General features: G+C 69.2%; 12 protein-coding genes. 6 read left to right on the top strand and 6 right to left on the bottom strand.

Annotation, left to right across the window (positions count from 1 at the left end; all coding sequences use genetic code 11):
- Nucleotides 1-44 precede the first annotated feature (44 nt).
- The 3 genes from DQ353_RS06875 to DQ353_RS21600 all read left to right on the top strand — a co-directional run bounded on the left by DQ353_RS06875 (nucleotide 45) and on the right by DQ353_RS21600 (nucleotide 2,691).
- Entirely contained in the window at nucleotides 45-878 is an 834-nt protein-coding gene (locus DQ353_RS06875) for an alpha/beta fold hydrolase (protein WP_113762046.1), read from the top strand.
- A gap of 452 nt (nucleotides 879-1,330) precedes the next feature.
- Complete coding sequence (locus DQ353_RS06880) at nucleotides 1,331-2,521, top strand: glycosyltransferase family 2 protein (protein WP_286166661.1); 1,191 nt, start codon at nucleotides 1,331-1,333, stop codon at nucleotides 2,519-2,521.
- 5 nt (nucleotides 2,522-2,526) lie between these two features.
- Nucleotides 2,527-2,691, top strand: coding sequence for a hypothetical protein (locus tag DQ353_RS21600; protein ID WP_181578290.1), 165 nt, complete (start codon nucleotides 2,527-2,529; stop codon nucleotides 2,689-2,691).
- Between the two features lie 29 nt (nucleotides 2,692-2,720).
- On the opposite strand, the gene DQ353_RS06885 is transcribed toward DQ353_RS21600, so the two are convergent.
- The 4 genes from DQ353_RS06885 to DQ353_RS06900 form a co-directional block, all read right to left on the bottom strand.
- Nucleotides 2,721-3,842 (bottom strand): hypothetical protein, encoded by a 1,122-nt coding sequence (locus tag DQ353_RS06885; RefSeq protein ID WP_286166662.1) that lies wholly within the window; start codon nucleotides 3,840-3,842, stop codon nucleotides 2,721-2,723.
- A gap of 273 nt (nucleotides 3,843-4,115) precedes the next feature.
- On the bottom strand, nucleotides 4,116-5,018 hold the full coding sequence (locus DQ353_RS06890) for a diacylglycerol/lipid kinase family protein (protein ID WP_113762048.1): 903 nt from the start codon (nucleotides 5,016-5,018) through the stop codon (nucleotides 4,116-4,118).
- A complete protein-coding gene (locus tag DQ353_RS06895) occupies nucleotides 5,015-6,589 on the bottom strand; it encodes a glycerol-3-phosphate dehydrogenase/oxidase (protein WP_113762049.1) in 1,575 nt (524 codons plus the stop codon). The genes DQ353_RS06890 and DQ353_RS06895 overlap by 4 nt, the downstream gene beginning before the upstream one ends.
- Nucleotides 6,586-7,194: a TetR/AcrR family transcriptional regulator gene (locus tag DQ353_RS06900; protein ID WP_113762050.1), complete on the bottom strand. Its 609-nt coding sequence runs from the start codon at nucleotides 7,192-7,194 to the stop codon at nucleotides 6,586-6,588. Before DQ353_RS06900 ends, DQ353_RS06895 begins: the two co-directional genes overlap by 4 nt.
- A gap of 17 nt (nucleotides 7,195-7,211) precedes the next feature.
- Here DQ353_RS06900 and DQ353_RS06905 point away from each other — a divergent pair, with 17 nt between their 5' ends.
- The 3 genes from DQ353_RS06905 to DQ353_RS06915 all read left to right on the top strand — a co-directional run bounded on the left by DQ353_RS06905 (nucleotide 7,212) and on the right by DQ353_RS06915 (nucleotide 10,966).
- Nucleotides 7,212-8,903 carry an FAD-binding oxidoreductase gene (locus DQ353_RS06905; protein ID WP_113762051.1) on the top strand — a complete coding sequence of 564 codons (1,692 nt, stop codon included), beginning with the start codon at nucleotides 7,212-7,214 and terminating at the stop codon, nucleotides 8,901-8,903.
- Complete coding sequence (locus DQ353_RS06910) at nucleotides 8,900-9,733, top strand: SDR family oxidoreductase (protein WP_113762052.1); 834 nt, start codon at nucleotides 8,900-8,902, stop codon at nucleotides 9,731-9,733. The genes DQ353_RS06905 and DQ353_RS06910 overlap by 4 nt, the downstream gene beginning before the upstream one ends.
- 162 nt (nucleotides 9,734-9,895) lie before the next feature.
- A complete protein-coding gene (locus DQ353_RS06915; protein ID WP_113762053.1) occupies nucleotides 9,896-10,966 on the top strand; it encodes a 2,3-butanediol dehydrogenase in 1,071 nt (356 codons plus the stop codon).
- 180 nt (nucleotides 10,967-11,146) lie between these two features.
- Here DQ353_RS06915 and DQ353_RS06920 read toward each other — a convergent pair whose 3' ends face one another.
- Nucleotides 11,147-11,548 carry a hypothetical protein gene (locus DQ353_RS06920; RefSeq protein ID WP_113762054.1) on the bottom strand — a complete coding sequence of 134 codons (402 nt, stop codon included), beginning with the start codon at nucleotides 11,546-11,548 and terminating at the stop codon, nucleotides 11,147-11,149.
- 34 nt (nucleotides 11,549-11,582) lie between these two features.
- Entirely contained in the window at nucleotides 11,583-12,428 is an 846-nt protein-coding gene (locus DQ353_RS06925) for a hypothetical protein (protein ID WP_113762055.1), read from the bottom strand.
- Between the last annotated feature and the right edge of the window lie 381 nt (nucleotides 12,429-12,809).

Here is a 12,809-nt window from a genome sequence, read left to right on the forward strand (position 1 = left end):
CGGCGTTGCGCCGCGCGTCCTGGCACGGTGAAAGGAAGATCCCCATGGGAACCATCAACGTCGGAACCGAGAACAGCACGCCGATCGAGCTCCACTACGAGGACCACGGCAGCGGCCAGCCGGTGGTGCTGATCCACGGCTATCCGCTGGATGGCTCCTCGTGGGAGAAGCAGAGCGCTGCGCTGCTGGAGGCCGGCCACCGCGTCATCACCTATGACCGCCGCGGCTTCGGCAAGAGCTCCAAGCCCACCGTGGGCTACGACTACGACACCTTCGCCGCGGACCTGCACGCCGTGATGGAGACCACCGACGTGCACGACGCGGTGCTGGTGGGCTTCTCCATGGGCACCGGGGAGGTGGCCCGCTATCTGGCGAACCACGGCTCGGCACGCGTGGCCAAGGCGGTGTTCCTCGGTTCCCTGGAGCCGTTCCTGCTGCAGACCGCGGACAACCCCGAGGGCCTGCCCGCCTCGACCTTCGAACCCCTGCTGGCGGCCGTGAAGGCCGACCGCTACGCATTTTTCACCGAGTTCTTCAAGAACTTCTTCAACACCGACCAGTTCCTGGGCAACCGGCTCAGCCCGGAGGCGCTGGAGGCCAACAAGCATGTGGCCTATGCGGCCTCGCCCTTTGCCTCGATCGCCGCCCAGCCGACCTGGCTGACCGACTTCCGCCAGGACATGGCCGCCATCAAGGTGCCGACCCTGATCGTGCACGGCACCGCGGACCGGATCCTGCCGATCGAGAACACCGCACGCCGCTTCGCCAAGGCCCTTCCCGCCGCGCAGTTCCATGAGATCGAGGGAGCGCCGCACGGCCTGCTCTGGACCCATGCGCAGGAGGTCAACCGGATCCTGCTGGCCTTCCTGAAGAGCTAGCAGCCTCCACCCACGCCTGTTGCGGGCCGGGGATGCCGCGCGGAATGCGTGATCCCCTGCCCGCCACGGAAGCGGAACGGTGCTCGCGGGCACGCCCCGCGACCGAAGCCCGGGGGTCGCTGCTGGACGCCGAACCGGGAAACAGCCGGGCAACCGCCATGGATCCTCCCCCGCGTGCCCGTGCCCGTGTCCGCACATCGCACCACGGCGGTTGGAACTGCGGACACCCGTGATCGATCGGCCCGGCCGCGGAGAACCCTGTTCGTGCCTGGCGGCGGGCGCCGCGACTCCGCGACCCCGCGATTCGGCCGCAGGCCGAGGCCGGTGCGGAGCGGATTTTCCGGCAGGAAGCCGTGAACCGGTCACCGGGGGGTTTTCTTGCACCATTCCTGTTTCAGTCCTGTTCTTTTTCTGCGGGTTCCTTGTCCATTGGTTGAGATTCGAGTGCCACAGTGGGGAAACGGCAGGAAAACACGACCAAGGGCGGGAACCCGATGCGCAACGACCGCACCACTGGGGCAGGGAACCAGTCGACCGTGCCGCGGGATCCCGCCGCGGAAACCGCCCGGGGAACCCATCGGGCCGACGGCGGCACGGTGACCGTGCTGGTCCCCGCACACAACGAGGCCGGGGCCATCGTCGAGACCCTGCACTCGCTCGGGCGGCAATCCCGCCGGCCGGACCGGGTGATCGTCATTGCCGACAACTGCACGGATGCCACGGAGCAACTGGCGTTGGACCAGGGTGCGGAAGTCATCCGCACGCTCGGGAACACGGACAAGAAGGCCGGCGCGCTGAACTTCGCACTGGGCGGGTTGCTCGAATCGGCCGACGGGGACGAGCTGATCCTGGTCCAGGATGCGGACTCGCAGTTGGCGGGGGACTTCATCGAGAACGCCGTCCGCCACCTCGGTGCGGACCCCACGCTTGGCGCCGTCGGCGGGGTGTTCAGCGGAGGCCCGGGAGGCGGCTTCGTCGGACACCTGCAACGCAACGAGTACGCCAGGTATGCCCGGGACGTGAAACGGCTCCACGGCAGATGCCTCGTCGTGACGGGAACCGCAGCGCTTTTCCGGGTGCGGACCCTGCGGAGCGTGTCCCTGGCGCGAACCCGGGGCACGTTGCCGGCCGGCAACGGCCACGGCGGAGTCTATGACACCTCGGTCCTGACCGAAGACAACGAACTGTCCTTCGCGCTGCTCACCCTGGGATACACCATCCTTTCCCCGGCAGACTGCACCCTGGTCACCGAGGTCATGCCGACCTGGCACGAGCTGTGGGCCCAACGCCTGCGCTGGAAGCGGGGTGCTGTGGAAAACTGCGTGCAGTACGGCTGGACCAAGGTCACCCGCCCCTACTGGGGTCGGCAGTTCCTGTCGATGCTGGGGGTCCTGGTCACCCTGGCATATGTCGGATCGATCGCCTACGCCGTGGAATCGGGCGCCGGAGTGCACCTCCATGCCATCTGGATGGCGGTGACAGCGGTGTTCGTCCTCGAACGCGTCGTGACGGTGCGGCTGCGGGGATGGAAACACATGCTGTTGGCGGCCACCATGTACGAAACGGTCATTGACCTGTTCCTGCAGGCCGTCCACGCCAAGGCATACGCCGATGCACTGTTCAACAAGAAGAAGGTCTGGTAGCAAAAATGTACAACAATCCAATGATCCCCATGGCCGCAAGCGCAGGATCGGCCGCCCTTGCCATGACCGGAGCGGGCCAGGCCTTCTGGTCCGCCCTGGCGGGCTTCGCGCTGCTGGCCCTCGGCCTGGCCATCAAGCGCATCGTCCCGGTGCGCGCACGGAAGTCCTAGCCCGGATCCTGTGGGGCAACACCCATCGGTTACGTCACCGGCGCGGTCGCGGCGGAATACCTGGACAGCGTCGTGTAACCGGTCTTGGAGCCGGTGACCCGGACCTTGATGGTGTCGCCCGCATCGATCGCGGCGAGCGTGTAGGTCTTGCCCGTGGCCCCGGAGACGGCGGCACCCGAGCGGTACCACTGGTACTTCAACGTGGTGCCGGTGGTCCACGTGCCGGGGTTCGCGCCCAGCGTGTTGCCGGTGGCCGGGGTGCCGCCGATGGTCGGGGTCGGTGCGGTGAGCGTGCCCGGGGGCGCGAAGGAGAAATCGCGGATGACCACCGACTCGGGCGCGACATGCAGCGGGTCTCCGCCGCCGCCCCCGGTGACCCACAGGTTGAAGTGGATGGCTTCGTTGGCCGGAACCGGGACCGTGGCGCCCTGCATCACGGTCCGCTTGAGCAGCGTCCCGGCGAATCCCGTTCCGGCGAAGGTCTCAAAGGTCAGCTTCGACGGCTCCCAGATCAGCCGGTGGGTCAGCACGGCGGTGGTCGTCGTGGGAAAGGTGATCGTGCTGTTGCCCTCGCCCGGCGGCAGGAGGGCATCGAACCAATAGCCGTGTCCCTGGGTCACCGGCCAGTTCTCGCCGTAGGCGCCGCCGCCGCCCCAGGCCGAGGCCTCGCACAGGTCGATCTCGTTGTACCCCGGGGAGGCCTCGGGGTCGTAGGTGAACAGGCATCCCCACACGACCTCTTTTTGCAGCGCGCCGACGTTCTTGGCAACGGTGGTGCTGTAGGTTCCGTACCCGAACCCCTGCCGGGTGGACTGGATTTCGGCTCCCGCGGGAGCCGCGCCGGTGGGGTTGGACAAGCTCAGGGTGACATACCCGTTGGCGTCGGGGTTGCCGACATTCGCCGCGTCGAACATCCGGTTGAATTGGGGAGCCCCGCCCCAGAACCGTTTCTGCCAGTTGAAGCCCTTCCATCCGAAGCTGCCGACCGGCCCGGGGTCCTGGGCCGGGGGTGCGATCACGGCGGCCCGGGCGGGCACCACGCCGATGGGCAGGCACAGCCCCGCCGCCAGAAGCAGGCAGATGGTCCCCAGGCTCCGGGGGGACCTGGCGGGGGCTTTTGGCGGGACAGGGGCAATGACCGTTCGTTTCATGGCAAGACCTTCGCTGTTCGGTGCTCCGGGGACCACCGTGGCCCCGTGGCCGGACATCGGGCCCCACCCGATGCGCCTGAAGGGTTGGGCACCTGCCCGCTCCCGGCGCCGCACGTCCCACCCAAGGCATGCAACTCCTTGATTATCGGGCATGGCCCGTGGATTTGGATAGTGGCAGGTGGCCCGGCATCCCGAAGCGGCCGCGGCCGCCCAAGGCCCCCTGGCCGGCCGCGGCCGGGAATCCGCGACACGCATCGCGTGGGGCGCGTCGGTTCAGGTGAAGACCGGGGAATCCGCGGGCACCAGGACCCTGACCGCGGCCGGTGCGACCTGGATCGTTGCCGGCAGCGGGCCGAGGTATTCCCCGTCGGCATAGATGTTCAACGGCTTGCCGGCGCTGATGGTGATCTCCCGGCCGCGCGTGAACGAGACATTCTCCTGGCGCAGGTGCGTGCCGCGGTAGGAACGCAGGAAGGTCAGGGCCACGCCAAGGATCGTGGCCTTGCCAAGGGACACGACGTCAAGCAGGCCGTCGTCGACCTTGGCCTGCGGGCAGATGTGCAGTCCTCCGCCGTATTGGCCGACGTTTCCCACGGCGACGAACCAGCCCGGAAAGGTGCTTTGGACCCCGTCCACGGTCAGCGTGAAGGTGACGTTGCGCCATTGGAGGAACGCCTTGAGCCCGCCGTAGAGGTAGACGAAGGGTCCGAGGTTGATCCGGGCGCTGTTGCCGTATTCGTTGGCCAGCGCGTCGAAGCCGACATTCGCGACCCCGAGGTAGGCGCGGCCGTTGACCAGCCCCAGGTCCAGCTCCCGCACCACCAGATGCGGCAGGTCCCGCACGGTCTTGGCCGGGTCAAGGCCCAGCCCGAGGCGGCGGATCGTGTCGTTTCCCCGGCCGCCGGCCAACGGGAGCAAGATGGCACCCGAGTCCCTGGCCCCGGCCGCCGCGGCTCCCAGGAACCCGTCCCCGCCCAGCATCGCCACCAGTGTTCCGGCCGCGGCGGCGCGCGCCCGGTCGGTGGCCTCCTGCAGGCTGTCGGTGATGTGAACGACGGGGGTGTATCCCGCGGCGTGCAGGGCGGCGGCCGTTTGTTCAAGGTGTTTCAGGCCGCGTCCGCGTCCCGAGGCCGGATTGACCAGCAGCAGGGCGGGGCCCGGCGAGGGAGCCTTCATGCGCCCGGTCCTTCCGCGGGTGGGGTTTCGGCGGCCATTGCCAGGATTTGCGCGGCGCGGCCGCCGGCCCTGGCCGCGTCCGCTGGCACCAGGGACAGCCGGGTGCGGCGCTCCAGCAGGTCTTCGACGTTCGTTGCCCCCTCGGCGCGGATGGCGAAGAGCAGTTCCGCGCCGGTGATCCCGGTCCCCTTGAAGAGCGGTTCGGCCAACAACCGGTGCTCGCCGGCGAGTTTGTTAACCTCCGTGGCCTCGGTGCCGTACTTGGCCACCAGCCGTGCCGGTGCCTGAAGGGCTGCCAGTGCGGTGCGGTTTGCGGCGCCGACCAGCGGAAGCCGCTTGGTCCGGCTCGGGATGTCCATGCCGAGCCGCGCCGCGGCGGCGTCCACCGCGTCCTGCGCCATGGCCCGGTAGGTGGTCAGTTTCCCTCCCACCACGGTGATCGGTTCCCCGGGAACATCCTTCACCAGGTGCCGGCGGGAGATGTCCGAGGTGCCGTCCGGCCCGTTGGCATGCGCTGAGCGCACCAGCGGCCGCAGGCCGGCAAAGGCGCCGACGACGTCCGCCCGGGCCAGCGGGGGATCGAGCACCCGGTTGACGACACCGAGCAGGAAATCGATGTCGTGCCGCGGCACGGCGGGGCGGTGGCCGTCGGCCTCGCGGTCCTCCTGGTCGGTCAGCCCGATGTACACCACGCCGGTGGGCTGGGGCAGTACGAACACGTACCGGCCGAAGTGCCCCGGGACCGCCACGGTGTGGGCGGCATGCGGGTTGCCCAGGCGCGCGGCGCGCACCACCAGGTGGGTGCCGCGGCTCGGGACCAGCTCCAGGGCGGGATCGAAATCCGCCGCCCAGACGCCGGCGGCATTGATGACGCTCCGGGCCCGGAGGCCCAGGGTCTCGCCGGTCCGGGTGTCGATGGCGTCCACGGAAGTGGCGGTGATCGAGGTGGCCTTGACGTCGCGCAGCACGTGGGCGCCGAGCCCGGCGGCGGTGCGCACCACGGCCAGCACCAGCCGCGCATCGTCGATCACCTGCCCGTCCCAGTAGAGCAGCCCGCGGCGCAGCCCCGGCGTGTCCAGGGCCGGTGCCATGGCGGCAACGGCCTGCCTCGAGAGCAGCTGGGGGCGCGGCAGGATCGAGGATTTCAGGCCCGAGGCGCGGCGCAGCGCATCGTAGAGCAGCACGCCGGCCCCCGCCGCGGCGGTCTGGGCACGCCGGGCACCGGTGGTGTCGGGGATGATGAAGCCCAGCGGGCGGATCAGGTGCGGGGCGATGTCCTGCATCAGCCAGCGCCGCTCCACCGCCGATTCCCAGGCGACGGGGAAGTCTCCGCGGGCCAGGTAGCGCAGCCCGCCGTGGATGAGCTTGGAGCTGTAGCCGCTGGTGCCGGAGCCGAAGTCGTTCGATTCGAGCAGTGCCACGGACAGCCCGCGGCTGGCCGCATCCAGGGCCACTCCGGCCCCGGTGATCCCGCCGCCGATGACCGCCACGTCCACTTCCTGCCCGGCCAGGTGCTCCAGTGAGCGGGCCCGGGTGGCGTCGTTGATCCAGGTCGGCCGGCGGACACTCATGATCCTGCCCCGGGGGCGCCTTCCCCGCCGGGGGTGAGGTGGCGCACGAGCATCTTCTCGAGCTCCGCGAGCGCTGCTTCGAAGGTGCCGCTCTTGCGCAGCAGCCGCGCCGAGAGCGCCACGCCCTGCAGGGCCAGCAGCAGCGTGGTGGCGGTGGCCTCGCCCGCCTCGATGCTGCGATCCTCCAGCCCCGCGGCGATCAGCGATTCGAGCTGGGCCAGGATCAGCTGCTGGCTGGCACCGAACCTGTCGGTGACGTAGGGGATGAGGAACTCGGGGTCGCGCTCGGCAATCGATTCCAGGAGCTCCGAGGTGGCAAAGACCCGCACGGCCTGGATACTGAAGTGCACCAGCTGTTCGCGCCCTGTGCCGGCGGGGAAGGCGGCGCGGACATCGGCGGCGGCGGTGCGGAATTCGCGGGTCAGGGTGGCGAGCACGGCGTTTTCCACCGAGCCCATCCGGCGGTAGAACGTCATGCGGGAGACCCCCGCCCGTTCGGCAATGTCGTTCGCGGTGGTGCGGCGCACCCCGTGGCGGACCACCGAGGCGCGCGTGGCCAGCAGGAGGCCCTCGTCGCCGGGGCTGCTGGTACGTTGTGACGTCATGTGTCACACTGTATCGCATGGTGACGCAGAGCACAGTGACGATTCCCCGCTCGGTTTGGTACGGCTGGGGAGACCCGGCCCGGGCCAAGCCGCTGTGCGCGGGCGGCCTCGAATACCTGCGCGCCACCCTCGGGCTTCAGCACGTGAAGGCCACGCATCCGCCGGTCGACTTCGAGGACATCGCACTGGACCCTTCCGCCCTGGGCGAGGAGGTGCTGGGGGAACTGCGCGGGATCTGCGGGGCCCAACACGTCTCGAGTGAACGCACCGAACGCATCCTCCACGCCGGCGGCAAGAGCACCGCCGACCTGCTGCGCATCCGCGGCGGCGACGCGCTGCAGGCACCCGATGCGGTGCTCTTCCCCGGCAGCGCCGAGGAGGTGCGCCGGGTCCTGGAGTTGTGCGTTCGTAGGCGCCTGGCCGTGGTCGCCTTCGGCGGGGGAACCTCGGTCGTCGGGGGAGTCGAACCGCTGCGCGGCCCCTTCTCCGGGGTCGTCACGCTCGACATGCGGCGCATGGACAGGCTGCTGCACCTCGATGCGCTCTCGCGCACGGCCACCTTCGAGGCAGGGATCCGCGGCCCCGCCATCGAGTCGGCCCTGGAACCACTGGGATTCACCCTCGGGCACTTCCCGCAAAGCCACCAGGAGGCAAGCCTCGGCGGCTACGTCGCCACGCGCTCGGCCGGCCAGGCCTCCACCGGCTACGGCCGCTCAGACGACCTGGTCAAGGCCGTCCACCTGGAAACCCCCGCCGGGCCCCTGGACGTCGGATCCCCGGCACCCGGGACCGCCGCCGGCCCGAAGCTCCTGGATGCCGTCGTGGGATCCGAGGGCACCCTCGGGGTCATCACCTCCGCCACGATGCTGGTCCAGCCGCTGCCCGAAGCCAGGAGCCACGGCGCCTGGTCCTTCGAATCCTTCGCCGCCGGGGCCGCCGCCCTGCGCCGGCTGCGCCACGAGGGCGTCCGCGGAGACATGCCCCATGTTTGCAGGCTCAGCGACACCGACCAGACGGCCGCCACCTTCAAGCTCGGCGGCCCCAAGACCGCCGCCATGGCCAGGTACCTGGCGCTGCGCGGCCAGCACACGCCCGCGCTTGCCCTGTTCGTCTGGGAAGGATCGAAACGTGAAACCGCCGCCCGCAAGCGGCGCAGCGCACGGATCCTGCGCGCCGCCGGAGGGATCCATGTCGGACCCATGCCGGCACGGGCCTGGGAGCGCGGGCGCTTTTCCGGCCCCTACCTGCGCGACGAACTGCTGACCCGCGGCGTGCTGGTCGAGACCCTGGAAACCGCCGCGACCTGGACCAGGCTCGAAGCCACCTACGCCGCGGTGCGCGGCGCCATCCTCGACGCCCTGGCCGAAGGCGGGGGAACCGGCTACGTGCAGGCCCACATCTCCCACGTCTACCCGGACGGAGCCTCGCTCTACTTTACGTTCCTGGCCGGGCTGGAGCAGGACGGGCCGGCGCAAAACGCCCGTGTGAAAAAGGCCGCCTCCGAGGCCATCGTCGCGGCCGGGGCCACCATCACCCACCACCACGCGGTGGGCACCGACCACGCACCCTACATGGAAGCGGAAATCGGTGCCCTGGGCATCGCGGTGCTGGCCGGCATCAAGGAAACCCTGGATCCGAGCGGCATCATGAACCCCGGAAAACTCATCCCCGCAGCCAAGATCGCAGCACCAACCAAGGAGAAGCCATGAGCCCCACCATCGACACACTGGCCGGATCGACCGTGCTCATCACCGGGGCGGCCATGGGCATGGGCAAGATGTATGCCCAGCTTGCCGTGCGCGACCGGGCCAGCCACGTGATCCTCTGGGACATCAACGCGGCGGAGCTCGAACGCACCGCCGTCGAGCTGCGCACAGGTGGCAGCCGGATCCACACGATGGTGGTGGACGTGTCCAGGCTTGAGTCCATCGAGGAAGCCGCCGAGGCGGTGCGAACCGGCATCGGGGCACCGGACATCCTCATCAACAATGCCGGCATCGTGCGCGGCAAGTACTTCTGGGAACACGACCAGCGCTCCGACATCGCCGCGACCATGAACATCAACACCCTGGCGCTGATGCACATCACCCGCGAATTCCTGCCCTCCATGATTTCCCGCGGACGCACCAGCCGGATCGTGAACGTCGCCTCGGCGGCCGGGCTGCTGGCCAACCCGAGGATGAGCGTCTACTCCTCCTCCAAGTGGGCGGTCATCGGCTGGTCCGATTCATTGCGCCTGGAACTGGCACAGGCCGGGCACACGCACATCCAGGTGACCACCTTCTGCCCCTCCTACATCAAGACCGGCATGTTCGCCGGCGCCCGCGGGCCGCTGCTGACCCCGCTGCTGGAACCGGGGCCGGTGACCGAGCGGGTCTGGCGGGCCATGAAGGACGGCCAGCCGGTGCTGATGATGCCCTGGACCGTGAAACTGAGCACCGCGCTGCGCGGGGTGCTGCCGCTTGCGGCCTGGGACGTCGTCGCGGGGCGCGTGTTCGGGGTCTACAAGTCCATGGAGCACTTCACCGGGCGCAAATAGGGCCTCGGGGCCCAAAGCCGTCGGCATGGCACTAGCCACCGGCCGCGGCTCGGCTGTAGCGTCGAGAATGAACGGATTCCATGCACGGACAATCCATTTTGCCCGCATGGTACCCGTACGGGCGCGTGTCCCCGCGTCCGGTCGTTCGAGAAAGGATCCGCCGTGAAGGCTGCACGCTTCTACGCACAAAAAGACATCCGCATCGAAGAGATCCCCGAGCCCGAGCTGCGCCCCGGGGCGGTGGCCATCGACGTCGCCTGGTGCGGCATCTGCGGGACCGACCTGCACGAGTACCTCGAGGGCCCGATCTTCATCCCGTCCCCGGGCCACCCGCACCCGTTGACCCACGAGGAGGCCCCGGTGACCCTGGGGCACGAATTCTCCGGAACCATCACGGCGGTGGGCGAGGGCGTCATGGACCTGGCCGTTGGCCAAAACGTCGTGGTCGAGCCGTACTTCACCTGCGGGCAGTGTGCCTCCTGCCAGGCGGGGAACTACCACCTATGCCTGAAGATGGGCTTCATCGGGCTGGCCGGCGGCGGCGGGGGACTGGGCGAGAAGATCGTCGTCGACGCGCGCTGGGTCCACCCCATCGGGGACATCCCGCTGGACGAGGCGGCGCTGATCGAGCCCCTGTCGGTGGGGCACCACGCGGTGGTGCGCAGCGGTGTACACCAGGGCCAGGTCGCGCTCGTGGGCGGCGCCGGGCCCATCGGCCTGCTCACCGCAGCGGTGCTCAAGGGCATGGGAGTAACGGTGATCGTCAGCGAGCTCTCGGCCGCGCGCAAGGACAAGGCCCGCGACAGCGGGGTCGCCGACCACGTGCTGGATCCCAGCACCGAGGACGTCAAGGCCCGGGTCCTGGAAATCACCAACGGCCTCGGGGCCGACGTGGCCTTCGAATGCGCCGGGGTCAACGCGGTGCTCGACACGCTGCTCGATGCGCTCAAGCCCACCGGCGTGCTGGTCAACGTCTCCATCTGGGGCCACCCGGCAACGGTGGACATGCAGAAGATCGTGCTCAAGGAAATCGACGTGCGCGGCACCATCGCCTATGTGCGCGACCACGCCGAGGTCATCGAGCTGGTCGGCAGCGGCAAGATCGACCTCAAGCCGTTCATCACCGGGAAGATCGCCCTGGAGAACCTGATCGATGAGGGCTTCGACACGCTGATCAACCACAACGAGACGGCCGTGAAGATCCTCGTCTCGCCCAGCGGCCGGGGCCTGTAGGAACTTCCGCCGCTACGCCGGGGCCCACCTGGTGGGCCCCGGTGAAATTCGCGTGCACCCAATCGCGGATCAGCAGCGTCTGGCGCGATCCGCCATTGGGGTGCAGGGAAAAGCTGCCGGGGTTGGGAGTTTGCTGCAATCCATCCGTGAATCGTGCCTGTGCTCCGTGCGTGGAGCAGTTCAGCCGGAGAAGAGCGCGGGAAGCGGAGCCAACGGCAAGATGCCTATTGCCTGCGCGGCGAGTCGCGGGTCCAGCGCCACCAAGGCGTCGGCCTGGAGCACGCCGACGGCGAGGTACTCGGCATCCCCGAGTGATTCCCAGCCGTGCGTCCGTGCCAGCTTCCAGGCGGTGCCCCGCGAGACCCGGTCGCCCAGGGTGCGGATCTTCACCGCGGTCATGGCCTCGTGCAGGGACAGCGCCTCGGCTTCGCCCAGCGTTCCCGCACCCACCTGGGCCAACAGCAATTCGAGGGCGGCGGTGCGGATGGCGTGGGGTGCGACAAGCCGGTGGTCCGGGTGCACCGTGGTGTCCGCCCGCACGATGGCCAGAAGCGCGGGAGGGTCGATCACGAAGCGGGTCATGGAACCACGGTACGCCCGGGCATGGCGCTTGTCGTTAGGCCTCGGGGGTGTACACGACCTCGGATGCCAGCGGCCAGCCGGTGACCGATTCGAAGGGATCATCGTCGTCGGTGTTGGCCGTGCCCAGCTGCTCGTGCGGCACATCGATGAGCAGGGTGTCGAGCACGCCGTCATGGACCTGCAGGCTCACGCGCATCGGGTGCCCGTCGGGGGTGGTGAAGTCGGCGTGGACCGGGAAGGTGAAATTGCGCGGCACGGTGCGCGCCGCGTCCACCGGCACCACAAAGCTGAGGGAACAGCTGAACTCATCGGGGCCGACCCAGTACTGTTCCTTCGCGACGGCCAGCTGTTCGCGCAGCTGCGGGGCGCCGAAATCCTCGGTGGCGTTGAGCATGCCTGCGACCAGATCGCGAAGCTCCACGCTGATCTCTCGTTCCGCGGGCCCGGCGTCGTGGTCGTAGCCGACCGGCTCGGCTTCCTGCGCCGGCGATTCCATCAGCACCAGGGCCGCGGTGAGGATGCCGGAGCCCACGGCCATGAGGGGGCGCGGATTGCCGATGCCGCGGCGCAGCAGGGACTGGTGGATCTTGCCGTCCAGGGCGAAGCTGTAGTGCGTGGCGATGGCCCCCAGTGCGCCCAGGCCCAGGGCGAGGGATCCGCGCAGCACGTTCCCGGGCTTGTATTCCTCGTTGCCCGAGCTGCCGACCCATGCCACTGCCGCGTAGGCGGCCCCGGACCCGGCGACCAGGCTCCTGCGGGTGCAGGGCTTGAAGCGGGCCGGGTCGATGAGGGTCAAGGCCCCGCTGGCCGCACCGCTGATCAGGGCTGTCGCGATGCGGGCACGGGGGCTTTTCTTGGGGGCGTCGGGTGAAGAAGTCATGGTTCCAGACTACTGGCCCTTGGAGAGGTGACGGGTCTGGTCAACTGGGGTTTCGGTGATCCGGGTGACCCGGTCCACGATGGCGGCGGTTACCTGCGCACGCATCCGGACGCCACCAGGCGGTCGATCAACCCGGTCACGGCACCGGGGTCAACCCGGTGTGTTCTGCCAGCTCCCGGCCGAAATCTGGCCGTGCCGCTGCCGGTACCGGTGGGAGTACGATACTGGCAGGTGCGCCGGTGCTGGTGGGTGGTTGCGACGACCAAGTCCGAATTCCTTGCCATGGTTCGTCCCCGTTCGTCGATGGCCGCGCCGGTGTGCCTTGCAGGGAGTTGACTGGGACTAGGCTGAAGGTTTGATTACTCGCAGCTACAAGCAATG

It is taken from the genome of Arthrobacter sp. AQ5-05 (assembly GCF_003287975.1).
Lineage (GTDB): Bacteria > Actinomycetota > Actinomycetes > Actinomycetales > Micrococcaceae > Paeniglutamicibacter.

Coding starts and splice junctions, on each gene's coding strand:
- DQ353_RS06890 (WP_113762048.1), bottom strand. CDS start 5,018: ATGAAGGCTCCCTCGCCGGGCCCCGCCCTGCTGCTGGTCAATCCGGCC.
- DQ353_RS21600 (WP_181578290.1), top strand. CDS start 2,527: ATGTACAACAATCCAATGATCCCCATGGCCGCAAGCGCAGGATCGGCC.
- DQ353_RS06885 (WP_286166662.1), bottom strand. CDS start 3,842: ATGAAACGAACGGTCATTGCCCCTGTCCCGCCAAAAGCCCCCGCCAGG.
- DQ353_RS06895 (WP_113762049.1), bottom strand. CDS start 6,589: ATGAGTGTCCGCCGGCCGACCTGGATCAACGACGCCACCCGGGCCCGC.
- DQ353_RS06920 (WP_113762054.1), bottom strand. CDS start 11,548: ATGACCCGCTTCGTGATCGACCCTCCCGCGCTTCTGGCCATCGTGCGG.
- DQ353_RS06910 (WP_113762052.1), top strand. CDS start 8,900: ATGAGCCCCACCATCGACACACTGGCCGGATCGACCGTGCTCATCACC.
- DQ353_RS06925 (WP_113762055.1), bottom strand. CDS start 12,428: ATGACTTCTTCACCCGACGCCCCCAAGAAAAGCCCCCGTGCCCGCATC.
- DQ353_RS06900 (WP_113762050.1), bottom strand. CDS start 7,194: ATGACGTCACAACGTACCAGCAGCCCCGGCGACGAGGGCCTCCTGCTG.
- DQ353_RS06875 (WP_113762046.1), top strand. CDS start 45: ATGGGAACCATCAACGTCGGAACCGAGAACAGCACGCCGATCGAGCTC.
- DQ353_RS06905 (WP_113762051.1), top strand. CDS start 7,212: ATGGTGACGCAGAGCACAGTGACGATTCCCCGCTCGGTTTGGTACGGC.